12 protein-coding genes and 1 tRNA gene are annotated in these 16827 nt (G+C 70.5%); 4 read left to right on the forward strand and 9 right to left on the reverse strand.

The features are described from left to right. Nucleotides 1-47: 47 nt before the first annotated feature. From ACGFZA_RS11325 to ACGFZA_RS11340, 4 genes are all read right to left on the reverse strand, one after another. The gene (locus ACGFZA_RS11325; protein ID WP_385280027.1) at nt 48-1442 is read right to left on the reverse strand and encodes an OFA family MFS transporter; all 1395 of its coding nucleotides are present in this window, start codon (nt 1440-1442) and stop codon (nt 48-50) included. A gap of 69 nt (nt 1443-1511) precedes the next feature. Next, nucleotides 1512-3650, reverse strand: a complete 2139-nt coding sequence (locus tag ACGFZA_RS11330) for an acetate--CoA ligase family protein (protein ID WP_393678724.1) — start codon at nt 3648-3650, stop codon at nt 1512-1514. 2 nt (nt 3651-3652) lie between these two features. Further along, the gene (gene frc, locus ACGFZA_RS11335) at nt 3653-4882 is read right to left on the reverse strand and encodes a formyl-CoA transferase (protein ID WP_385280033.1); all 1230 of its coding nucleotides are present in this window, start codon (nt 4880-4882) and stop codon (nt 3653-3655) included. Between the two features lie 16 nt (nt 4883-4898). Beyond that, the gene (locus ACGFZA_RS11340; RefSeq protein WP_385280035.1) at nt 4899-6581 is read right to left on the reverse strand and encodes a thiamine pyrophosphate-binding protein; all 1683 of its coding nucleotides are present in this window, start codon (nt 6579-6581) and stop codon (nt 4899-4901) included. 165 nt (nt 6582-6746) lie between these two features. Here ACGFZA_RS11340 and sucC point away from each other — a divergent pair, with 165 nt between their 5' ends. From sucC to ACGFZA_RS11355, 3 genes are read left to right on the forward strand one after another with little or no spacing between them, the layout of a single operon-like run. After that, on the forward strand, nt 6747-7880 hold the full coding sequence (sucC, locus tag ACGFZA_RS11345) for an ADP-forming succinate--CoA ligase subunit beta (RefSeq protein ID WP_385280038.1): 1134 nt from the start codon (nt 6747-6749) through the stop codon (nt 7878-7880). Between the two features lie 11 nt (nt 7881-7891). Beyond that, nucleotides 7892-8818 carry a succinate--CoA ligase subunit alpha gene (gene sucD / locus ACGFZA_RS11350; RefSeq protein WP_393678725.1) on the forward strand — a complete coding sequence of 309 codons (927 nt, stop codon included), beginning with the start codon at nt 7892-7894 and terminating at the stop codon, nt 8816-8818. Nucleotides 8819-8872: 54 nt separating this feature from the next. After that, nucleotides 8873-10447 carry an aldehyde dehydrogenase family protein gene (locus tag ACGFZA_RS11355; RefSeq protein WP_393678726.1) on the forward strand — a complete coding sequence of 525 codons (1575 nt, stop codon included), beginning with the start codon at nt 8873-8875 and terminating at the stop codon, nt 10445-10447. 15 nt (nt 10448-10462) lie between these two features. Here the strand turns inward: ACGFZA_RS11355 and ACGFZA_RS11360 are convergent, their stop codons facing one another. Beyond that, nucleotides 10463-11767 carry a DUF2254 domain-containing protein gene (locus ACGFZA_RS11360; protein ID WP_393678727.1) on the reverse strand — a complete coding sequence of 435 codons (1305 nt, stop codon included), beginning with the start codon at nt 11765-11767 and terminating at the stop codon, nt 10463-10465. 247 nt (nt 11768-12014) lie between these two features. Between ACGFZA_RS11360 and ACGFZA_RS11365 the strand changes: the two genes are divergently transcribed. Further along, nucleotides 12015-12102, forward strand: a tRNA-Leu gene (locus ACGFZA_RS11365). A gap of 113 nt (nt 12103-12215) precedes the next feature. Here the strand turns inward: ACGFZA_RS11365 and ACGFZA_RS11370 are convergent. From ACGFZA_RS11370 to ACGFZA_RS11385, 4 genes are all read right to left on the reverse strand, one after another. Then, a complete protein-coding gene (locus ACGFZA_RS11370) occupies nt 12216-13787 on the reverse strand; it encodes a hypothetical protein (RefSeq protein WP_393678728.1) in 1572 nt (523 codons plus the stop codon). A gap of 113 nt (nt 13788-13900) precedes the next feature. Beyond that, the gene (locus ACGFZA_RS11375) at nt 13901-15532 is read right to left on the reverse strand and encodes an FAD-dependent monooxygenase (RefSeq protein WP_393678729.1); all 1632 of its coding nucleotides are present in this window, start codon (nt 15530-15532) and stop codon (nt 13901-13903) included. Nucleotides 15533-15656: 124 nt separating this feature from the next. Beyond that, on the reverse strand, nt 15657-16304 hold the full coding sequence (locus tag ACGFZA_RS11380) for a class F sortase (protein ID WP_393678730.1): 648 nt from the start codon (nt 16302-16304) through the stop codon (nt 15657-15659). A 92-nt stretch (nt 16305-16396) separates the two neighbouring features. Beyond that, entirely contained in the window at nt 16397-16819 is a 423-nt protein-coding gene (locus tag ACGFZA_RS11385) for an LPXTG cell wall anchor domain-containing protein (RefSeq protein WP_393678900.1), read from the reverse strand. Nucleotides 16820-16827 lie beyond the last annotated feature (8 nt).

Here is a 16827-nt window from a genome sequence, read left to right on the forward strand (position 1 = left end):
GTGCCGTGCCAGGCGTCGCGAGCCAGACCGGACTTTCACCACACGCCCTAGACGACCTCCCGGCTGACCGGCTGTGGATTGGGGACGATGTCCCGCACCCGCGGCCGGCCCGGCTGCCTCAACATCAGCGCGATGCACGCCGCCACCATGGAGATGCCACCGGCCAGCGCATAGGCGCCGTTGTAGCCCCAGGAGTCGACCACCATCGAGCCGAGACCACCGCCGAACAGTCCGCTGATCAGCTTGCCGCTGTAGACGAGACCGTAGTTGGTGGCGTTGTAGTTCTCCCCGAAGTAGTCCGGGGTCAGGGCCGCGAACATCGGGTAGAACGCACCCCCGCCGAAGCCGGAGAGGAAGGCGAAGAACAGGAACAGCCACTCGCTGTGCATGTTGCCGGCCCAGATCACACCGAACTGGGCCAGGCCCAGCACGACGATGACGAACACCAGGGTCAGCTTGCGGCCCCAGATGTCCGAGAGCCAGCCGACGACCGCGCGGCCCACCCCGTTGATGACGGCCATGAGGCCCATGGACGACGCCGCGACCAGAGGGCCGAAGCCGACCTCCTTCGCGTAGTCCACCTGGAAGGAGATCCCGAAGATGGACACACCGGCCGTGAGGACGATGGTGATCCACATCAGGGGCAGCATGCCCGTCCTGATGGCCTCCTTCGGCGTGTACTGCTTCGATGCCGGAGGGTTCTTCGCCAGGCTCGCCGCACTCTTGGCGTTGCCCGAGTAGTTCAGCGGGTCGATCTCGGACGGCCACCAGTTCTTCGGCGGGTCCTTGAAGAACCAGGCGCAGACCGCCACGACGATCAGGACGTAGAGACCGATGAGGTCGAGCACCTCGTTGTAGTTGCTCGTGTCGAAGGCGTAGTTGAAGATGAAGATGAAGGGCAACGCGCCATAGGCGAAACCGCCGTTGACGAACCCCGTCCTCGCGCCACGCCGCTCCGGGAACCACTTGCCGACCATGTTGATACAGGTGGCGTAGATGAGACCGGACCCCAGGCCGCCGACGACACCGAAGCCGCAAATGGCGCCGAAGACGTTGTCGACGTGCGAGAGCGCGAGGAAGCCGACCAGACAGAGTGCGGCGCCGATGAACATGGCCCGGCGCGCGGTGAGGATGTTCTTCTCGCGCAGCCACCCGGCGGGGAACGCGATGCCCGCCTGGAAGAAGACCCAGACGCTGAGAATCCAGAAGGTGTTGCTCTGTGTCCAGCCATGGGCCTCGGAGAGGGTGTCCTCCGCCGATCCGTAGGCGTACTCCGACACACTGATGGCCATCATCGCGATCCACGGCAGGTACACCATGAACTTCCGGCTGTGACCGAGAATGCTGCGGTCCGACTCGCCGACCCGGTAGACACGGCCCTTGCTGTCCGTCACTTCCCGGTACGCGACGGCTGACGCGCCCGGTTGTCCGTCTGTGCTCATGAATCTCCCCTTGGCTTCGAAAGAACCTGGCCAGCGCCCCCTGTCCAAACTCCTCGTGCCTGGGAAGGGTCAGGTCAGCAGCCCCGCGGCCCTTGCCCAGCGGTACTTCGCACCGAGCGCCGCGACCGGCTTCTCGGTGGTATAGGGGTAGGCGACGACGCCGCGCTCGAAGAGGTACGCGCAGGCCTCCTCGACCTCGGTGTCTCCCGCCAGCGACGCCACGACCGGCTTCTCGATCCCGCGGTCCCGGAACTCCTGGACCACCCGGGCGGTCAGCTCGGCGAAGACCATCGGCGGGGTGACGATCGTGTGCCAGTAGCCCAGCACCAGCGCGTGGATGCGCGGGTCCTCCATGCCGAGCCGGATCGTCGCCTCGTACGTCGAGGGCGGTTCACCACCCGTGATGTCGATGGGATTGCCGGCCGCCCCGAACGGCGGGATGAACGCCTTGAACGCGGAGTCGAGGTCCGGCGGGATCTCCATCAGCGACAGGCCGTTGTCCACGAGCGCGTCGGAGAGCAGCACACCGGAGCCGCCCGCGCCGGTGATGATGACGACGTTGTCGCCCTTCGGCGCCGGCAGCACCGGCAGCGCCCGCGCGTACTCCAGCATGTCGTTCAGCCCCGGTGCCCGGATCACCCCCGCCTGGCGCAGGATGTCGTCGTACACGGCGTCGTCGCCGGCCAGCGCACCGGTGTGCGAACCCGCGGCCTTCGCGCCCGCGCTCGTCCGCCCCGCCTTGAGCACCACGATCGGCTTCTTCGGTACGGTCGCCCGGGCCGCCTCCACGAACGCGCGCCCGTCCTTGAGGTCCTCCAGGTGCATCGCGATGCACTCGGTGTGCGGGTCCTCGCCGAACCAGGTCAGCAGATCGTCCTCGTCGAGGTCCGACTTGTTGCCCAGCCCGACGATCGCCGAGACACCGGTCTTCGTCGACCGGGCGAAGCCGAGGATCGCCATGCCGATGCCACCGGACTGGGACGTCAGCGCCACCCCGCCCTTCACGTCGTACGGGGTGCAGAACGTGGCGCACAGGTCCTGCCACGTCGAGTAGTAGCCGTAGATGTTCGGACCCAGCAGCCGAACCCCGTACCGCTCGCCGATCGCCACGATCTCGTCCTGCAGCGCCTGTTCACCGGTCTCGGCGAAGCCGGACGGGATCAGGACCGCGTTCGCGATGCCCTTGCGGCCCACCTCCTCCAGCGCCGGTGCCACGAACTTGGCCGGGATCGCGAAGACCGCCACATCCACCTCGCCGGGAACGTCCGTGACACTCTTGTACGCCTTGCGGCCCAGAATGTCATCGGCCCGTGGGTTCACCGGATGGATCTCACCGGAGAAGCCCCCGTCGATGAGATTGCGCATCACCGAATTGCCGATCTTCCCCGCCTCGTTGGAGGCGCCGATCACCGCGACCGAGCGCGGCTCCATCAGCCGCCGCATCGAGGCGAGGATCTCCTCGCGGCTGTACTTCCGCCTTTCCCTGACGGCCTCCGTGGTCAGCAGGATCCGGATGTCGGCGGCGACGGCCCCGTCCGGCGAGGCGATCACCGGGTTGAGGTCGACCTCGGCGATCTCGGGGAAGTCCGTGACCAGTTGAGATACCCGCCGGATCTGCTCGGCCAGCGCCCACCGGTCGACGGGCGGGGCGCCGCGCACCCCGCGCAGGATCTCCGCCGCACCGATCGAGTCGAGCATCGACTGCGCCTCGTCGGGGGTGACCGGGGCGAGGCGGAAGGTGATGTCCTTCAGCACCTCCACCAGCACACCGCCCAGACCGAAGGCGACGACCTTGCCGAACGTCGGGTCCGTCACCGCCCCGATGATGACCTCCTGCCCGGGCGGTACCAGCTGCTGCACCTGCACGCCGTCGATCCGCGCCTCCGGCGCGTACGCCCGCACGTTCCCGACGATGCGGCAGAAAGCCTCCCTGACCTGTGCCGCGCCCTCCACACCGACGACGACCCCGCCGGCATCCGTCTTGTGCAGCACATCCGGGGAGACGATCTTCAGTACGACGGGTCCGCCGATCCGGTCCGCATGGGCCACCGCCTCGTCGATGTCCCGCGCCAGCTCCTCGCCGGGCACCGCGATCCCGTACGCGTCCGCCACGATCTTGCCCTCGGGGGCGGTGAGTGCCGTCCGGCCGGAGCTCCGGACGGCTTCGAGGAGCCGCCCGACCTGTTCGCGATCCTGTGATTCGACCATGCTCAGATGACTCCGCTCGTCTTCAGCAGCCGCAGTTCCTCGTCACCGAGGCCCAGTTCGCCGATGTACACCTCTTCGTTGTGCTGGCCGAGCAGCGGCGACGTCACCACGTCCACGGGGGAGTCGGAGAGCTTCAGCGGACTGCCGACGGTGGTGAAGGTGCCGCGCTCGGGGTGCTCGACGCGGACGACCATCTCGTTGGCGGCCAGTGACTCGTCCTCCACGATCTCCTTGGTGGACAGGATCGGGCCGCACGGGATGTTGTGCCCGTTGAGCTGCTCCAGGACCTCCCACTTGGGAAGCGTGGACGACCACTCCTCGATGAGCTGGAACATCTTGCCGAGCTTGGGCAGCCGGGCCTCGGGCGTGGCCCACTCGGGGTCGTCCACCAGCTCGGGGCGCCCGATCAGCGAGGCGAGCGGCTGCCAGCCGACGGGCTGCACGATCACGTACACGTAGTCGTTGGGGCCGCCGGGTGCGCATTTCACCGCCCAGCCCGGCTGTCCGCCACCGCTGGCGTTGCCGCTGCGTGGCACCTCGTCGCCGAAGTCCTCGTTCGGGTACTCAGTCAACGGGCCCTGCGCGAGCCGCTGTTGGTCGCGCAGCTTGACCCTGCACAGGTTGAGCACGGCGTGCTGCATGGCGACGTTGACGCGCTGCCCGCGCCCGGTGTTCTCGCGCTGGAACAGGGCGGCGAGGATGCCGGCGACCGCGTGGACACCGGTGCCGGAGTCGCCGATCTGCGCGCCTGTTGCCAGCGGCGGGCCGTCCTCGAAGCCGGTGGTGGACATCGAGCCGCCCATGGCCTGGGCGACCACCTCGTACGCCTTGAAGTTGGTGTACGGGCCCTCGCCGAACCCCTTGATGGAGGCGTACACGATCCGCGGGTTGATCTCCTGGATCCGCTCCCAGGTGAACCCCATCCGGTCGACGGCTCCCGGTCCGAAGTTCTCCACCATCACATCGCTGCGGCGGATGAGTTCGGTGAGGATCTCCTTGCCGCGCTCGCTCTTGGTGTTCAGCGTGATGCTCCGCTTGTTGCAGTTGAGCATCGTGAAGTAGAGGGAGTCGACATCGGGCAGGTCGCGCAGCTGCTTGCGGGTGATGTCACCGCTCGGCGCCTCCAGCTTCACCACGTCCGCACCGAGCCAGCCGAGCAGCTGGGTGGCGGAGGGACCGGACTGTACGTGCGTCATGTCGAGGACGCGCACGCCCTCAAGAGCTTTGGTCATGCCAACGGCTCCTCTGCTACTTGTACATGGTCTGGTTCATGGTTCCGGGGGCGTACGCGTCCGGGTCGATCCAGACGTTGATCAGGGACGGCAGCCCGGACTCGCGGGCCCGCCGGAGCGCCGGCGCGATCTCGGCGGGGTCGCGGACCTCTTCGCCGTAACCCCCGAGCATCTGGGCGAACTTGTCGTAGTGGACGTCGCCGAGGGTGTTGCCGACCCGCTCGCGCGCGTCGCCGTACTTGGCCTTCTGGCCGTAACGGATCTGGTTCATCGAGGAGTTGTTGCCGACGATGCCGACGAACGGGAGGTCGTAGCGCACCAGCGTCTCGAAGTCCCAGCCGGTCAGGGAGAACGCGCCGTCACCGAAGAGCGCCACGACCTCCTTGTCGGGCCGGGCCTGCTTGGCGGCCAGTACGAACGGCACGCCGACACCGAGCGTGCCGAGCGGGCCCGGGTCCATCCAGTGCCCGGGGGACTTCGGCTGCACGACCTGACCGGAGAAGGTCACGATGTCGCCGCCGTCCCCGATGTAGATCGAGTCCTCGGTGAGGAACTCGTTGATCTCGCTGACGAGCCGGTACGGGTGGATCGGCGAGGCGTCCGACCGCAGACTCGGCAGCCGCTTCTCGATCGCGGTCTGTTCGGCGGTCCGCAGCTCCTCCAGCCAGGCCTTGCGCTTGACCGCGCCCCCGTTGAGCCGCCCGCTCGCGGCCTCCGTGACCGCCTTGAGGACCAGGCCCGCGTCACCGACGATCCCGAGGTCGATGTCCCGGTTCTTGCCGACCGTGCGGTAGTCGAGATCGATCTGCACGACGGTGGCATCGGGGGAGAGCCGCTTCCCGTACCCCATCCGGAAGTCGAACGGCGTCCCCACGATGATGATGAGGTCGGCGTTGGAGAACGCGTAGCGGCGGGACAGCTGGAAGTGGTGCGGGTCCCCGGGCGGCAGGGTGCCGCGGCCCGCGCCGTTCATGTACGCCGGGACGTTCAGGGTCCGTACGAGCTCGATCGCGGGGTCCGTCGCCCGGGTGGTCCACACCTGACTGCCCAGCAGGATCGCCGGCTTCTCGGCGTGCACGAGGAGGTCGGCGAGCCGCTCGACGGCCGCGGGGTCACCGGGCGAGCGGGTCGAGGCCCGGTACTGCCCGGCCTCGGGCACCCGGGCCTTCGACACCGGCACCTTGGCGTCCAGGACATCGCGCGGAATCTCCAGAAAGGACGGGCCGGGGGCCCCGTGGTAGCACTCACGGAACGCCATCGACACCATGTCGGCGGCGCGTGCGGTGTCCGGCACACAGGCGGCGAACTTCGAGATCGGCGCCATCATCTCGACGTGCGGCAGATCCTGGAGCGAGCCCATCTTGTGCTGGCTGTGGGCTCCCTGACCACCGATCAGCAGCATGGGGGACTCGGCACGGAAGGCGTTCGCGACGCCGGTCACCGCGTCGGTCGTCCCCGGCCCCGCGGTGACGACGGCGCACCCGGGCTTGCCGGTGATCCGGGCGTAGCCGTCGGCGGCGTGGGCGGCGACCTGCTCGTGACGTACGTCGACGACCTCGATGCCCTCGTCGACGCAGCCGTCGTAGATGTCGATGATGTGACCGCCGCAGAGAGTGTAGATGCGCTCCACCCCCTCGGCCTTCAACGCCTTCGCGACCAAGTGCCCACCGGAAATGAGGTCCTGGCTGTCCTCGGGCATGAAGATCCCTGTCCCTTCGTAGGGGAGTACGGGAGCCGCTCCAGTGCTCCCGCAGTACATTGCATACAGTCGACGAATACTGTATGAAACTTGTTATCCCGCATCCGGTGGGTGGTGTCCAGGGGGCGTGCGGCACTTTCACAATCGGCACGATCGGGAGTGGCTATGGATCTCTACGAGCACCAGGCACGGCAACTCTTCGCAGAACACGGCATAGCGGTTCCGCGCGCCGAGGTCGTCGACAGCGCGGCGGCGGCGCAGCGGGCGGCCCGGCGGCTCGGCGGACGCGTCGTCGTCAAGGCACAGGTCAAGACCGGAGGCCGCGGTAAGGCGGGCGGAGTGAAGAGGGCGGCGGACCCGTCGGCCGCGGCCCTCACGGCGCGCCGGATCCTCGGCATGGACATCAAGGGCCATGTGGTCCGCACGGTGATGATCGCCGAACCGGTCGACATCGAGACCGAGTTCTACGTGAGCTACGTACTGGACCGGGCGTCCGGCACCTTCCTCGCCATAGCCTCCGCCGAGGGCGGCATGGAGATCGAGGAGGTGGCCGCCACCCGCCCGGAAGCGGTGGCCCGCATACCGGTCGACCCGGCCGAAGGTGTGACGCGGGACAAGGCGCGCGAGATCACCGAGGCTGCCGGTCTGCCACCGGAAGCAGTCCCCGTGCTGATCCGGCTGTGGCAGGTGCTCACCCGGGAGGACGCCCTCCTGGTCGAGGTGAACCCCCTCGTGCGGACCACCGCCGGCGAGATCCTGGCTCTGGACGGCAAGGTGACGCTGGACGACAACGCCCGCTTCCGCCAGTCCCGTTGGGGGGAGTCCGCCGACGACCCGCAGAGTGACCCGCTGGAGGCCGAGGCGGCAGCGAAGGGGCTCAACTACGTCAAGCTCGACGGCGAGGTGGGCATCATCGGCAACGGTGCCGGTCTCGTCATGTCCACCCTCGACGTCGTCGCCGGCTGCGGCGCACGCCCCGCCAACTTCCTCGACATCGGCGGCGGTGCCTCCGCCCAGGTCATGGCCGACGGCCTCTCCGTCATCCTCGCCGACCCCGGCGTGAAGGCGGTCCTGGTCAACGTGTTCGGAGGCATCACCGCCTGCGACGCGGTGGCCGACGGCATCGTCCGGGCGCTGGAGACCGTACGGCTGACCAAACCGCTCGTCGTCCGCCTCGACGGAAACAACGCCGCGCACGGCCGCGCGATCCTCGACGCCCGTGCCCACCCGCTGGTCCAGCAGGCCCCCACCATGGACGGCGCCGCGCGCCGCGCCGCCCGACTCGCCGACGCAGCATAAGGAGTGCGGACATGGCCATCTTCCTCACCAAGGAGAGCAAGGTCCTCGTCCAGGGCATGACGGGCGCCGAGGGCATGAGACACACCCGCCGCATGCTCGCCGCCGGCACCCGCGTCGTCGGTGGCGTCAACCCGCGCAAGGCGGGCCGGACCGTGGACTTCGACGGCATCCCGGTCCCGGTCTTCGGTACGGTCGAGGAGGGCATGACGGCCACCGGCGCGGACGTCACGGTCGTCTTCGTGCCGCCGCCCTCCGCCAAGGCGGCCGTCATCGAGGCGGTCGACGCGGGCATCACCCTCGCCGTCGTCATCACCGAAGGCATCCCGGTCCACGACGCGGTCGCTTTCCACGCCCACGCCAGGGCCGGCTCCACCCGCGTCATCGGCCCCAACTGCCCCGGCGTGATCAGCCCGGGCCAGTCCAACGCGGGCATCATCCCGCCCGACATCGCCCCGGCCCCCGGCCGCATCGGCCTGGTCTCCAAATCGGGCACGCTCACCTACCAGCTGATGCACGAGCTCCGCGACATCGGCTTCTCCTCGGCGGTAGGCATCGGCGGTGACCCGGTCATCGGCACCTCGCACATCGACTGCCTCACCGCCTTCGAGCAGGACCCCGATACCGAACTGATCGTCCTCATCGGCGAGATAGGCGGCGACGCGGAGGAACGGGCCGCGGCCCACATCGCCCGGCACATCACCAAACCCGTGATCGGCTACATCGCCGGTTTCACGGCGCCCGAGGGCAGGACCATGGGCCACGCGGGTGCGATCGTCTCCGGCTCCTCGGGCACGGCCGAGGCGAAGAAGAAGGCGCTGGAGGCGGCGGGCGTGGCGGTCGGAGCCACCCCCACGGAGACGGCAGCCCTGACACGGTCCCGCCTCCTTGCGGGGACACCGCCCCCGCACCCCCGCCCCCCGGCCGCCGGAGGGGCCTGAAGGACCGCCCTCACCATCCCCCCGCCCCGACCGTGCACCGAGAGCGGAGAACCCATGGCACCCAGCAGCACACCCGACCCCGGCACCCCCCGACTCACCCTCAAACGCGGCACCGCCTGGCAGGACGCCTGGACCCGCTGCCTCACCGCCGCCCCCGAGGCCTTCCAGGACGACCGGGTCCTGAACCTCTGGGCCTCCACCTGGCAGTGCGACGGCCGCGTGCTCCCCGCCACCACCCCCGTGGACGGCACCCCCATCGCCGCCCCGCCCCGGCTCGACGCCCCCACCGCAGTCCGCGCGGTCCGCGCCGCCCTCGACCAGCACCGCGCCTGGCGCCACCTCCCGCTCCCCGAGCGCGGCGCCCGCGTGGCAGCCACCCTCGACGCCCTGACCGAGCACCGTGACCTGCTCGCCCTCCTCCTCGTCTGGGAGATCGGCAAACCCTGGCGGCTCGCCCGGGCGGACGTGGACCGGGCCATCGACGGAGTGCGCTGGTACTTCGACCACATCGACCGGATGCTCGTCGACCGCGCCCCGCTCCCCGGTCCCGTCTCCAACATCGCCAGCTGGAACTACCCCATGTCCGTGCTGGTCCACGCGATGCTCGTCCAGGCACTGGCCGGCAACGCCGTGATCGCGAAGACCCCCACCGACGGCGGCGTGGCCTGCCTGACCCTGGCCTGCGCGCTCGCCGCCCGCGAGGGCGTGCCCCTCACCCTCGTCAGCGGCAGCGGAGGTGAACTCTCCGAGGCCCTGGTCCGCTCACCGGAGATCGGCTGCGTCTCCTTCGTCGGCGGCCGCGACACCGGCGCCCGTATCGCCACCGCCGTGGCCGACCTCGGCAAGCGCCACATCCTCGAACAGGAGGGACTCAACACCTGGGGCATCTGGAACCACACGGACTGGGACGCGCTCACCGAGGTGATCCCGAGGCTCTTCGACTACGGGAAGCAGCGCTGCACCGCCTACCCCCGCTTTGTCGTGCAGCGGAGCGCGTTCGACGCGTTCCTGCGGGCCTATCTGCCGGCGGTCCGTTCGCTGCGCGTGGGCCATCCGCTCGCCGTGGCGGACCAGGCCGACCCGCTGCCGGCCCTGGACTTCGGGCCCCTGATCAACGCGGCCAAGGCCAAGGAACTGGCCGACCAGGTGGCCGAGGCGGTCGACCGCGGCGCGATCCCGCTGCACCGTGCCGACGCGTCTGCGGGGCAGGGCCACTTCCTCCCCGGCCAGGACACCTCCGCGTACCTCCACCCGGTCACGCTCCTCAACCCGCCTCCGTCCTCCCCGCTGCACCACGCGGAACCCTTCGGCCCGGTCGACACGATCGTCCTGGTGGACACGGAGGCGGAACTGCTGGCCGCGATGAACGCGTCCAACGGAGCGCTGGTCGCCACCCTCTCGACCGATGACCCGGCGACGTACGCCAGGCTGGCGCCCCAGATCCGCGCCTTCAAGGTCGGCCACGGAAAACCCCGTTCCCGGGGCGACCGCGAGGAGCTCTTCGGCGGCTTCGGGGCCTCGTGGAGCGGGGCGTTCGTCGGCGGCGAGCTCCTGGTCAGGGCGGTGACCGACGGCCCGGCGGACGACCGCCTGCCGGGCAACTTCCCGGACCACCACCTCATGCCGTAACCGCGGCGCGTCCGCTCACCCGATGCCCTGCCGGTCGGGCAGCAGCGCGAACTCCCGCTCCGCCGCGTCCGGCATCGTGCGCTCCACCGCCTGCACCAGCAGCGCACGGTGCCGGATCAGCGGGCCCTGCCGCTCCGGCCCGGCCAGCAGCACCAGATCGTCGATCCCGGCCAGCAGCCGCCGGGTCACCTGCGGGCTGCCCGTCGCGCACCGCCGGATCTCCTCGAACCCGAGATCCACGAGGTCCACCCATCCCGGCACATCCTGCACTAGCCGCACCGCCCCCGTGCGGTCCCGGTGGTGGACGACACCGAGGGGGATCCTCGCCACGGCGGCGAGGAACTGCACGATGCGGTCCAGACACTGCACCGCGGTGGTCGGATCGTTCACCGCCGACGACAGGGCCCGCAGCGCGATGTCGGACAGCTGCCGCAGCCCGAACGCCAGATCCTGGTGGAGCGTCCGCTCGACACCGACCCACACCGCGTACCGCAGGGCCTGCCGCGGCGGTGCGGACCCGCCGTGCACCGCCAGCACCGGTGTGCCCGGCACGACGAAGTCCCCGACCCGGGGGATCAGCCGCAGCACGACGCCCTGCTGCCGGGCGACCCGCACCAGCCGTGCCACGTTCACGTCCCGCAGTACCCCGGGGCGCCCCCGGTGCACGATCTGACCGGTCTCGGCCGGCAGGCTGTCCTCCTGAGGCTGTCCGGCCGGCATCCGCCTCAGCACCCGGAACGAGTCGCGGGCGATCCGGTCGACAACGGGACCGATCTGCATCAAACGCAGCGTGGAACTCACGTACGCGATGAAGAGCAGCAGGCTGAGACCGACCAGCAGGGCGGTGAGGACGCTCTGGAGAAAGGGCACGGTCGTGACCTGGCGCGGATCGGCCGTGCTCTCGTAGGAGCTCAGGACCAGCAGCGAGAACACGAACGTCGCCAGGAAGACCGACAGCGTGAGCTTGCTGATCCTGCTCCGTACGAAGATCCGCACCACCCGGGGCGTGAGCTGGCCGCTCGCCATCTGCACGGCCACCAGGGAGATGCTGAAGACCACACCGATGAAGGTCATCATCGCCGAGCTGATCGTGACGACGATCTGCTGTGTGTCCTGGGCGATCGAGACCAGATCCTCGATCGAGTCGTAGGCCTGCGCGCGCCGGAGGTACGCGACGATCTGTTCGTCGACGGCCGAGGCGACGAACCAGAGCAGGACCGCGCAGATCAGCGTAAGTGTCGGTGCGAACCAGAAGGTCTCACGCAGATGCTCGCGCAGGGGCGACAGCGCGCGGGGTGGCCGGTAACCGCGATCACTCATGCCCGCGAACGTAGCCCGGAACGTCCACGGGCCGGTGGAGGCTGCCGCCGACCCTCCGGACGCACTGCGCGTACGCCTCCGGCGACGGACCGTACGCGCGCGGCGGCACCCGGGACCCACCACGGCCCGCCGAGGCTCGCGCACCGCGCCGACCAGGGCGATGACCACCGGATATGCAGGTGAGAGCGACCCCAAACCCCTGGTATTGTTTTCTTTGTCGCCGCGGGAAACCGGGGCCGACCACCTGGTCCGGGTGGCGGAATGGCAGACGCGCTAGCTTGAGGTGCTAGTGCCCTTTATCGGGCGTGGGGGTTCAAGTCCCCCCTCGGACACCAGCAGAAGACCCCTGTTAACCAGGGGTCTTCTTGCGTTACCTGGGTCAGGCCGTGCGGCCGGCCCCGATGACGTCCGCCGCCCGCGAGACGCTCCGCCCGCGGTGGGTTCCCGGTCAGGCCGAGGACAGCTGTTCCGCTATTTCCTTGATCCACGCGGCACTCTTCGCCGGGTCGTTGAGGGAGTCCGCCCACTCGTCCGCAGTCGCCCGGTGCTTGGCGGGGCCCGATTTCAGCGCGATGAGCAGGGCCCTGGCCGAGTCGCGCATGTCGGCCGACGTGTCGCCGCTCCCCGCGATGTCCGAGCCCGCCGCCAGTCCGTAGATCTTCCGCGCCATGGCCTGACGCTCGCCGTTCTCCACCTTCTTCCAGAACTTCAGGGCCTCCTTCAGCGCGTCCTCGCGGGTGGCGGGCTCCGCCGGGGCCGCGTCCCCCGCCCAGCGTTCCGGGTGGCGGGCCCCTTCGTAACGCTTCATGCCGGCGCGGCCGGCCTTGTAGGCGGTGACGCCGAGGATGAGTCCGGCCGCGCCTGCGGCGAGGCCCCAGCCGACCGGGTTGCTCGCCAGCGCGGCTCCGCCCGCCGTGGCGGCGACCGCCGTCACGATGCCGCCCGCGGCCTTGGTGGACTCGCCCACGGCGGTGAGTGCCTGCTTGCCCATCTTGTTGCGCTGTTTGCCGAGCGCGTACGTGTGCACCGTGTTCAGCGTGTTCGCCTCCTCGGCGCGCCGGACGTCTCCGGCGGCGTCACGCGCGGCAGCCGTGGCCGCCCAGGCCGCGTCGATGGCCCGGGAAACCTGCTCCAGCCGGTCGGGGGATTCGTGGTCCCAGTGCGCATCCAGCGCCACGTATGCCTCGTCCGCGGCCCCTTCGGCTTCCTGCCGTGCCTGGTTCAGCCGGGCCAGTGCCCCCTCGTCGGTGCGGTCGGGCCTGCCGAGCTCCTTGAGGGCCCGGTACTTGCGGGCCGTGAGTCCGAACCGGCCTGCGGCGCGGGCGCCTTTCACCGCGCCGACCACACTGGATCCGATGCCGCTCGCCTCGGCCGCCGACGCGGCGTGCAGCGCCTTCTGGGCCTTGGTCAGTTCCTTGGCGATGCCGAGGGCGTAGTTTCCGGCGCCGGCGGCGCTGATGACCGCGTCGGCCGTCTTGGTGTTGGCCTTCTTGTCCGCTGTGTGAAAGGCCGCCCCGTTCTTGTGCTTCACGGCGTCCTTCCTGGCCTTGGCCGCCTCCATGCCACTGAGTACGGCGCCGGCGGTCTCCGTGACGAGGTTCTCCGACGCGGCGGCGGTCCCCGAGGAGCCGGCGGAGTGCTTGAGTGCCTCGTCGGCCGTGGCGGAGGCCTGCTGCGAGAACCCCGCGTTGGCCGGGACGTGGACGCCCTTGACGAAGGTGTCGATGAACTCAAGGTTCTTCTTGACCTTGTCGAGGACCGCGGCGATGCGGTCGCGATAACTCTTCGGTCCCGTGGAGGGGCTGCCGTTCTCCGGCTCCTTCCCCTGCGCGGTGTCCCTGGCGCGCTGCACCGCCGCGACCGCGGCCCGGTTGCCGAGGCTGGACTGGATCTCCAGCAGAGGACGATCCTGCGGGACGGAGGACGGAGTCCCGCCCCGGATCCTGTCCCGGCCCTGCCGGGCCGGAGGCAGCGCGGCCACGGACTGCCGAGTCGGGGTGCGGTGGACCGGGGTGCTCATGACGTACCTCTCCTGTGCCGGGCGAGTGGACAGTAGCCGGGCAGGGCCAACAGAAGGGGTACAGCGGGAAGATCCTGCACGTACGCCGGCCGGGTGGATCACGACGCCCCGCGTCAGCCGCGGGACAGTCCTCCGGCCGGAGCGGACAGGGCCGCGAAATGGTCCGACACGGCCTGCACGATGCCGGGGAGCGGGAAGCGGGCACCGAGCTGGCCGTCCGGGCGGACGAGGAAGCCGGTCGGGCCGTCGGGGCGGTAGAGCCTGGAGAACTCCCCGGCGGAGTCGCGGTAGCAGGCGGTGACCTCCGGTGCCCCGGCGTCGCAGGCCAGTACCCGGACGATCTCCAGACCGTGCTCCGCCGCCGGTCCGGCTGCCTCGGCGAGGTCGGCTGCCTCGGCCGCGTACAGAACCAGGACGTGCCCCGTGCGACCGCGCAGCACGTCGAGCAGCCGCAGCGGGTAGGCGGCGACCTGCGCGGTCAGCCCCGCGCAGTCCGGGGCCCGGTCACCGGGCTGGGGTGCGTCGTCCGGCCCGTACGGGGCGCCGGCAAGGGGCCCGTCCCGGTATCCGACGAGCAGCTGGGCCTCGCGGAGCATCAGCGTCTCCACGTCGTCCGCGTCGTTCTCGATGCCCCGCGTGGCGTGCCGGACGGTGCGGCCGACCACCTCCTCGCCGACCGGGCGCCGTTCCGCGTCATAGCTGGTGAGCAGCGCGGGACCGGCTTCCCCCTGGACGACGAGGGCGAGCTTCCAGGCCAGGTTGCAGGCGTCCTGGATGCCGGTGTTCATGCCCTGTGCCCCGGTGGGCGGATGGATGTGGGCGGCGTCGCCCGCGACGAAGACCCGGCCCTCGCCGTAGCGGTCGACGATCCGGTGACTGATGCGGAAGACGGAGGCCCAGCGCATGCCGGACAAGGTGGCCGGCCTGGGGGCCAGACGGTCGACGACGGCCTGGATGTCCGAGAGCTCCGGCACACGCGCCCCTTCCAGCCCGTGCGCCACCTCGGCCCCGTCCGCCGCCCCGGCGGAGAGCCCGGGCGGCACCAGCATCGACATCCGGTAGCGGCCGTCGCCCGGGAGCGGGATGCAGACCAGCAGGTCGTCGGTGGAGCCGTCGTCGCCGGTGTGGCTCGCGCGCACTCCGTACCCGTACGGCAGGTCCCAGTCGGCCACGACGTCGGCCAGCATGTACTCCTCGGCGAAGGCCCCACCCTCGTACGAGAGCCCCAGCCCCTTGCGCACGGTGCTGTGCGCGCCGTCGCAGCCGATCAGGAAACGGGCGCGGACCTCCTCGGTGGCCCCGGATCCGGTGCGCAGGTGCGCCGTGACCCCGTCCGAGTCCTGCGTGAACGACAGCAGCTCGGTCCCGCGCTCGACGCGGACGTCCAGGCCCGCCACGTACTCCTCAAGAATGCGCTCGGTCTCGTACTGCGGAAGCGCGGCGAAGCCGTACGGCACCTCGGGCGGCAGCGCGAGATCGATCCGGGCCACCTCGCTCCCGTTGACGTGGATCAGCTGGCCGCGCATCGGGACGGCCGCCTCCAGCACGGTGCGCACCAGGCCCATGCGGTCCCAGATCTCCAGGGTGCGGGGCTGGATGCCGACGGCCTTGGCGTACGGGAGCCGGGCCGGCAACCGCTCGACGACGCGGCACGACACCCCGCGGCGGCGGAGCTCGGCGGCGGCACTCAGCCCGACCGGACCGGCGCCGGCGATCAGTACGTCAGTGGTGTGGTCGCGTGCCACAGCTACCTCCCGCGCCTCGCCCCGGCCGGTCCCCCTCCATGGTCGCCCGAGGGGGTACGGGCGGCGAGCCGGGAACAGGAAGGGGGGCCGGCCGGAAGCGACCGCACGGCCTGCCGGATGCCCGTCACTTCCTCATCGCGTACACGATCAGGTTGTCCACGGGATGCCCCTGGGCGTCGAACGCGCCGTCACATGTGATGAGCCGCAGCGCGCGGTCTTTGGTGGGCCCGTAGACGCGCGCGGTCGGGAACGCCGTCTTGCTCGCCGTCTCGCGCCCGGTGACCTCGAAGTGGACCTCGGTCCCCTTCTCGTCCCGGACGGTGATGTCCGCGCCCTTGGTGATCTTCTTGAGGTCGTGGAAGACGGCCCGGCCGAAGCGGGTGTCGTTGTGGCCGATCAGGACGGCGGGACCCGGCTCGCCGGGCACCGGGCCGCCGGTGTACCAACCGACCGTCATCCCCTTCTCGGCGGGCGGGACTTCGACCGTTCCGTCGGTGTGGAGACCGAGGCGCATGATGTCGCTGTCCACCCCGAGCGAGGGGATCGAGACATGGACGGGCGCCTGGGCGGCGGCCTTCGCCGGGCTCTCGGCCCCGGCTTCGGCATCAGGGCTGACGACGGTGGTGGGCTTCTGTGCCACGGCGGCAGGAGACTTCGGCGGTGAGGCGTCGGAACAGCCGGTCAGCGCGGTCAACGCGGTCACGGCGAGGCAGGCGTACACCGGCAGCAGCGCGGTGGGGCGGTGCCGGAGGGGCTGGGTTGTACGGGACATGGGGGCGGGCTCCTGAGACGATCGGGCGACGACGGCAGTGGCGCCGCCCCGGTGCGGGACGGCGCCACTGCGTGCTGTTCGGCGCGGGTGGGTCAGTTGTTGCGACGGCGGCGCAGAACGACCGTTCCGGCGCCGCCCACCAGCAGGGCGGCCACGGCCGAACCCATGACGGTGGCGATGTTGTTCCCCGACGCACCGGCCGGTTCCTCACCGGCGGCGACACCGCCCCGAGGTGCGGCCGACGGGGCCTGTGTCGGCACGGCCGACGGGGAGGCCGTGCGCCTCGGGCTGTCGCCCGCGGCCACGCCACCGCGCGGCGCCTCGGACGGGGCGGCGACTGAGGGCGCCCGGGTGGCGGCGGAGGAGGGCTCGGTACCCGGCGAAGCGGGAGCGGCCGAGGGCGTGGCCGTGGGTACGGGCGAGGAGTCGGCGAACGCCGAGGTGGCGGGTACGCAGACCGCGCCGACCGCGACAGCGGTGAGGACGGCGGTACGCAGAGACGTACGCAGGGGCATGGACATGG

This window comes from Streptomyces sp. NPDC048211, assembly GCF_043202315.1.
Classification (GTDB): Bacteria; Actinomycetota; Actinomycetes; order Streptomycetales; family Streptomycetaceae; genus Streptomyces.